The sequence below is a fragment of the [Actinomadura] parvosata subsp. kistnae genome (assembly GCF_900323885.1).
Classification (GTDB): domain Bacteria; phylum Actinomycetota; class Actinomycetes; order Streptosporangiales; family Streptosporangiaceae; genus Nonomuraea; species Nonomuraea composti.
Window position 1 is genome coordinate 483,539 of sequence record NZ_OOHJ01000005.1, and the last position, 6,720, is coordinate 490,258.

The 6,720-nt window shown below is 73.0% G+C and carries 5 protein-coding genes and 1 pseudogene; 5 read left to right on the top strand and 1 reads right to left on the bottom strand.

All coding sequences use genetic code 11. The annotated features are described in order from the left end of the window. The first annotated feature begins 38 nt into the window (after window positions 1-38). The 3 genes from KIS93_RS03545 to KIS93_RS64485 are packed head-to-tail and all read left to right on the top strand — an operon-like array spanning window position 39 to window position 3,360. Window positions 39-1,337 (top strand): aspartate kinase, encoded by a 1,299-nt coding sequence (locus KIS93_RS03545; RefSeq protein ID WP_186403557.1) that lies wholly within the window; start codon window positions 39-41, stop codon window positions 1,335-1,337. Further along, window positions 1,303-2,727, top strand: a complete 1,425-nt coding sequence (locus KIS93_RS03550) for an MFS transporter (RefSeq protein ID WP_080038052.1) — start codon at window positions 1,303-1,305, stop codon at window positions 2,725-2,727. The genes KIS93_RS03545 and KIS93_RS03550 overlap by 35 nt, the downstream gene beginning before the upstream one ends. Before the next feature lie 33 nt (window positions 2,728-2,760). Then, a complete protein-coding gene (locus tag KIS93_RS64485; RefSeq protein WP_080038053.1) occupies window positions 2,761-3,360 on the top strand; it encodes a CGNR zinc finger domain-containing protein in 600 nt (199 codons plus the stop codon). A gap of 27 nt (window positions 3,361-3,387) precedes the next feature. On the opposite strand, the gene KIS93_RS03560 is transcribed toward KIS93_RS64485, so the two are convergent. Beyond that, window positions 3,388-3,975 (bottom strand): GNAT family N-acetyltransferase, encoded by a 588-nt coding sequence (locus tag KIS93_RS03560; protein ID WP_080038054.1) that lies wholly within the window; start codon window positions 3,973-3,975, stop codon window positions 3,388-3,390. Between the two features lie 152 nt (window positions 3,976-4,127). On the opposite strand from KIS93_RS03560, the pseudogene cysD reads away from it, so the two are divergent. After that, window positions 4,128-5,036: pseudogene (cysD, locus tag KIS93_RS03565) on the top strand (sulfate adenylyltransferase subunit CysD); the annotation flags it as partial. Window positions 5,037-5,044: 8 nt separating this feature from the next. Further along, window positions 5,045-6,720: adenylyl-sulfate kinase (gene cysC, locus KIS93_RS03570; RefSeq protein WP_186403558.1), on the top strand; the 1,676-nt coding region annotated here is incomplete at its 3' end.

The following is a 6,720-nucleotide window of genomic DNA, read 5'->3' on the forward strand; positions in this document are numbered from 1 at the left end:
GACCGTGACCACCGATGCGGCGCAGGAAGAGAAGACCGATGGACCTGGTGATTCAGAAGTACGGCGGAACATCACTGGGTGACGCGAGCAGGATCCGCCGCGCGGCACGGCGCATCGCCGCCGCGGACAAGCCCGTGGTCGCCGTGGTCTCCGCGATGGGCCGCACCACCGACTCCATGCTCGACCTGGCCCGCGACCTGACCGACAGCCCGCACGCGCGGGAGCTGGACCTGCTGCTCAGCACCGGCGAGCAGGCGTCGGCGGCGGCGCTCGCGCTGGCGCTGCACGAGCTCGGCGTGCCCGCCCGCTCGTTCAGCGCCCACGACGGCGGCATCATCACCGACGGGGTGCACGGCTGCGCCCGCATCGTCAACGTCGATCCCGCGCCGATCCGCGCGTGCGTGCAGTCCGGCGTGGTGCCGGTGGTGACCGGCTTCCAGGGCATCGCCGCCGACAGCGGCGAGCTGACCACGCTGAGCCGGGGCGGCTCCGACACCACCGCCGTCGCCCTGGCCGCCGCCCTGCGTGCCACGGCGTGCGAGATCTTCACCGACGTCGAGGGCGTGTTCACCGCCGACCCCCGGCACGTCGCCGAGGCCCGCAAATGGGACCACCTGTCCTACGAGGACATGGCGGAGCTGGCCGCGTGCGGCGCCACGGTGCTCGCCCACTCCAGCGTGGAGTATGCCGGCATCCACCGCGTCCCCGTCCACGTGCGCTCCAGCACCGCCGACACGCCCGGCACGTGGGTGACCGACCTGCACGCGGCCGCGCTCGGCGGCGAGCGGTCCACCGCCGTCGGCGTCGTGCACCGCACCGGCCAGCTGCACTGCCGGCTCGACGGCGTCGACCCGGCCGCGCTGGGCACGCTGGCCGCCCGGCTGGCCGACCCGACGCTGCCCGTGGACCTGCTCGGCCACCTGGAGGCCGGCCCGCCCGGCTCGCTGCGCTTCCTCGTCAACGCCGCCGGGCGGGACCGCGTGGACGCGGTGCTCGCCGACCTGTGCGCGGCCGGCGCCTTCGCCGGCCGGCGCTGGTCCGGGCCGATGGGCCGGGTGTCGCTGGTGGGCCGCGGCTTCTGCCGCCACCAGCCCGAGGTGCGCCTCCTGCTGGAGACGCTCAGGAGCCGCGGCGTCATGGTGCGGGACCTGACCGTCCAGGCCCGGCGCATCTCCATCACGTGCGCCGAGCACGACGTCCTCGACGCGGTGACGCACGTGCACCGCCTGTTCCTCGGCTCCGTCGCGGACGCCCGCACGCCCGCCAGGGAGCCGACGGCCGGCAGGAGCGAAAGGAGCGGAAATGAAGCAACAAGAATCGTCACCAGCGACCGTTGAGAGCGGATTCCGGTCCCGCCAGTTCTGGCAGCTCACCGTCATCTGCGGCACCCAGTTCCTGGTCGCGCTCGACTACTCCATCATCAACGTCGCCGCGCCCAGCATCGGCGAGTCCATGGACTTCTCCTCCGGGGGCGGCCTGGCCTGGGTGCTGTCGGCCTACCCGCTCGCCTTCTGCGGCTTCCTGCTGCTCGGCGGCCGGGTCGCCGACCTGTACGGCAGGAAGCGCGTGTTCGTCTGGAGCCTGGCCGGCTTCCTGCTGGCCTCGCTCCTGGCGGGCCTGGCCTGGTCCCCGGCCGCGCTCATCGCCGGCCGCGCCCTGCAAGGGGTCGCCGCCGCGTTCATCGCCCCGGCCGGGCTGGGCCTGCTGCAGGCGGCCATCCCGGAAGGGCCGCAACGCGAGCGGGCGCTCGGCGTCTACGGGTCGGCGCTGTCGGCCGGGTTCGTCTCCGGCATGGTGCTCGGCGGAGTGCTCACCGAGTTCGCCGGCTGGCGCTCCGTCTTCCTGATCAACGTGCCCATCGTGCTGGTCTTCGGCCTGCTGGCCAAGGCGCACCTCGACGAGAGCCGGGACCGGCACGCCTCCCGCGACCTCGACCTCACCGGCGTCGCCCTGATCACCACGGGCATGGTCGCGCTCGTGTTCGCCCTCACCGAGGGGGAGCGGTACGGCTGGACGTCCGCGCCGATCCTGCTCGCCGCGGTGGTCGCGGTGCCCGCCGTCGCGCTGTTCGTCCGGGTGGAGTCGAGGAAGCGGCACGCCCTCGTGCCGATCTCCATCTTCCGCACCGCCGGCATCGGCGCGGCCAACCTGCTCAACGTCCTGCTGATCTGCTCCTACGGCGGCATGCTGTTCATCCTCACCCTCTACCTGCAGACGCACCTCGGCCTGGGCGCGCTGCCGACCGGGCTGACCTTCGCCGTCTCGGGCGCGATCGCGATCGTCACCGGGATCTACGCGGGCAGGTTCGTCGAGCGGTTCGGGCTCTACCGGGTGCTGCTGTTCGGGATCGTCGTCGAGACGATCGGCATCCTCGTCATGGTGGGGCTGCCCGAGGGGTACGGGCTCGCGCTCGTCCTGATCGGCACGTCCGTGAACGCCTTCGGCCACATCATCGCGCTGATCACGACGAGCATCGCGGGCACGAACGGCGCCGAGGAGGGGCGGCAGGCCACGGCCGGCGCCCTGATCAACGTCTCCCAGCAGCTCGGGCTGGCCATCGGGGTCGGCGTGGTGACGTCGGTGGCGGCGCACTTCGCCGCCGGCGCCGGCGGGCCCGAGGCGGCCACCCTGGAGGGCTGGCGCTGGGCCCTGTGGTGCTCGGTCGGGTTCGCGGTCGCGGCCATCGCCACGACCGTGCTGCTGCGCAGGCGGTTCCAGGGAGACTAGCCAACGCCGGAGAAACCCTTTACATTGGGTTAGATGGTTACTCTGGCCAGCAGGGTCCAGGCGCCGTGGCAGGACGCCCACTTCGTCGGCGGCCACCCGGCGCTGGACCTCACCAATACCGTCTACGACCGGCACCAGCCGGTCGCGGACGGAGAGCTGCTGAAAGACCCCTCCGACGTGCTGACGTGGTGCGTGTCCGCGGGCCTGGCCGGCACGATGCCGTCGCCGGCCGCCACGGATGCTCTCGTGGCGGAGGTGCGAGCGGTGCGCGAGCAGGCGTGGGCGGTGTTCGACGCGATCGCGCACGGCGCGCCCGTGCCGCCCGAGCCGTTCGGCCTGCTGCTGGAACGGGCCGGCGCGGGCGTGCGGGCCCGGCGGGTCGAGCCGGACGGCGCCGCGCCGCACCGCTTCACCGCCGACTGGTCGGCGCCGGGAGCGATCCCCGCCGCCCTGTCCCTGCTGGTGGTGAATGCGGTGTTCACGCTGCCGCACGACCGGATCAGGGCCTGCGGCCGGTGCGGCTGGCTGTTCCTGGACTCCTCGCGGGGCGGGCGCCGCCGCTGGTGCAGCATGAGCATCTGCGGCAACCGCGAGAAGGCGCGCCGCCACCGCCAGAGCCGGGCCCCGCAGTGACGTCGCGCCTGCTCACGAGCCCTCCGGTCAGCCGAGCTTGCGGCGCATGACCGGGCGGTCCTTGCGCGGGCGGGCCACCTCGGAGAACCCGGCCTTGAGGAAGGCGCTGGCGATCCCGGTCATGGCCGTGTCGGCGCCCGCGCGCTTGCCGTCGCGCGGCTCGACCGGGTAACCCTCGGCGGTCGTGTAGCCGGCGTCGGCGGCGTACCCGCACACGGCCTCGAGGATGTCCGGCAGCAGCCCGGAGCCCCGGCGCTTCTTGTGCACGAACACGCACGCCAGCGCGCACACCGGCGTGTCGTCGAGGTCGGCCAGGATCGGCGAGCGTTCGAGCCGCGGGAACGCCGAGCGCGGCCCGAGCGAGCACCACGCCACGGGCTCGTCCCCGTCGTAGACGATGACGCCGGGCGCCGGGTCGCGCTGGGCGAGCCGGTTCATCGCCTTCTTGTTCCCCTCGCCCTTGCCTTCCATCCACTCCGAGATGGACAGCCGCCAGTGCATGCACCAGCACCCGCGGGCCCCTCCGTTGTCGCCGAGCACCGTCTCGAAGTCGCTCCACGTCTTCTTGGACAGCTCCTTCACCGTCAGGGAGCTCCGCTTGCCGCGAGCGTTCATCACCGCACCGCCAATCTGGTCGGGAGTCTCCGGTTCCTTTCCCCGGAGGAGCGGGACACTGCATTCCAGAGAATAACCGTTATGAGGTTTTTACGGGTTACTCAAGGGCAGCATAGCCGCATCGCTCATGGGAATCCCCCTGCTCACCCACGACGACGGAGGGCCGAGATTTGGCCGAAGAAGACGTCCTGGACATGCTCGAGGCCGAGGCGATCCACGTGCTGCGCGAGGTCGCCGGGGCCTTTCGCCGGCCGGTGCTGCTGTACTCGATCGGCAAGGACTCCTCGGTGCTGCTGCACCTGGCGATCAAGGCGTTCGCGCCCGGCCGGCTGCCGTTCCCCGTCCTGCACGTGGACACCGGCTGGAAGTTCCGCGAGATGATCGCCTTCCGGGACGAGACCGCCCGCCGGCTCGGGCTCGACCTGCGGGTGCACACCAACCCCGAAGGGGCCACGCCGTTCACGCACGGCGCCCACGAGTACACCCGGATCATGAAGACCGTCACGCTGCGGCGGGCGCTCGACGACGGCGGGTTCGACGCCGCCATCGGCGGCGCGCGGCGCGACGAGGAGCGCTCGCGCGCCAAGGAGCGCATCTTCTCGCTGCGCGAGCCGCACCACCGCTGGGAGCCGCGCTCGCAGCGCCCGGAGTTCTGGTGGTCGGCCAACACCGAGCTGGCCGAAGGCCAGACGATGCGGGTCTTCCCGCTGTCCAACTGGACCGAGCTGGACGTCTGGCACTACATCAAGCGCGAGGACATCCCGGTGGTGCCGCTGTACTTCAGCGCGCCGCGCCCCGTCGTCGAGCGGAACGGCTCCCTGATCATGGTGGACGACGACCGCTTCCCCCTGTCGCCCGGCGAGCGGCCAGAGCAGCGCCACGTCCGCTTCCGCACCCTCGGCTGCTACCCGCTGACCGCCGCCGTCGAGTCCAAGGCCGAGACCCTCGACGAGATCATCGACGAGATGCGGCGCGACCGCAGGTCCGAGCGGGCGGGGCGGCTCATCGACGGCGAGGGCGGCACCTCCATCGAGAGCAAGAAGTCGGAGGGGTACTTCTGATGAAGCCGATGCTTCGAGTGATCGCCTGCGGCTCCGTCGACGACGGCAAGTCCACCCTCATCGGCCGGCTGCTCGCCGGCACCGGCAGCGCCACCGAGGACCAGCTCGACTACGCCCGGCGCACCCGGCGCGGCGGCTCCACGATCCCCGCCGGGGCGGTGGACTACTCGCTGCTGACCGACGGCCTGGAGGCCGAGCACGAGCAGGGCATCACGATCGACGTCGCCTACCTGTTCCTGGACCTGCCGTCCGGCCGGCGCGTGATCATCGCCGACGCGCCGGGGCACGAGCAGTACACGCGCAACATGGCGGTGGCGGCGTCCACCGCCGACGTCGCCGTGCTCCTCGTGGACGCCACCAAGGGCGTGCGCGAGCAGACCCACCGGCACCTGGCCATCTGCGCGCTGATGGGCGTGCGGGCCGTCATCGCTGTGGTCAACAAGCTCGACGCGCTGGACTACGACCAGGCCGTGTTCGACCGGCTGGCCGGCGAGGTGCGGGCGGCGGCCGACGGGTACGGCGTCACCGCGAGCGTGCTGCCCGCCAGCGCGCTCAGCGGCGACAACGTCGTCGAGCGCTCGCCGCGCCTGCCCTGGTACGACGGCCCCACCCTGCTCGACGCGCTGGCCACCTGGCAGCCGCCGCCCGCCGGGACGGCCGGCGACTACCGGCTGCCCGTCCAGTACGTGATCCGCGCGGACGGCTTCCGCGGCTTCGCCGGCACCGTCACCGGCGGCCCCGTCCGCCAGGGCGACCCGGTCGCGGTCGCCGGCGGCGGCGCGTCCAGGATCGACCGGCTGCTCGGCCCCGGCGGCCACGACCTCCGCGAGGCCGCCCCCGGCACGCCGGTGACGGTGACGCTGGCCGACGACGTGGACGTGCGCCGCGGCGACCTGCTGACCACGCCCGGCGCCCTGCGCGACGGGCCGGCCCCCGCGACGGCGTACTCCGCCACGCTCGTCTGGACCTCCGAGGAGCCGCTCCGCCACAGCCGCTCCTACCTGCTGCTCGCCGGCTCCCGCGGCGTGCCCGCGATGGTGACGTCCGTGCGCGGCCGGATGGAGGTGGTGTCGGGCAAGCAGCTCGCCGCCCGTACGCTCGGGCTCAACGACATCGGCACCGTCGAGCTGACCACCGACACCCCCGTCAGCCTGGACGCCTACCAGGAGTGCCGCGACACCGGCAGCTTCCTGCTCGTGGACCGGGTCACCAAGGAGACCGTCGCGGCCGGCATGGTGCGGCACGCGCTGCGGCGCGGCCGCAACGTCGTCCCCCACGCCTACACCGTGGACCGGGAGGCCCGGCAGCGGCTGAAGGGGCAGCGGGCCAGGGTCCTGTGGCTGACCGGCCTGCCGGGCGCCGGCAAGTCGACCATCGCCAACGCGCTGGAGCGGCGGCTGCACGGCGTGGGGCTGCACACGTACGTGCTCGACGGCGACAACGTGCGCAGCGGGCTGAACAAGGACCTCGGGTTCACCCCCGAGGGGCGCGCCGAGAACGTGCGCCGGGTCGCCGAGCTGGCCCGCATCCTGCTGGACGCCGGCCTGATCGTGATCGTGGCGCTGGTGTCGCCGTACCGGGCGGACCGGGCGGCGGCCAGGAGCCTGTTCGCGCCGGGCGACTTCGCCGAGGTGTGGGTGGACACCCCGGCCGAGGTGTGCGTGCGCCGGGACCCGAAGGGCCT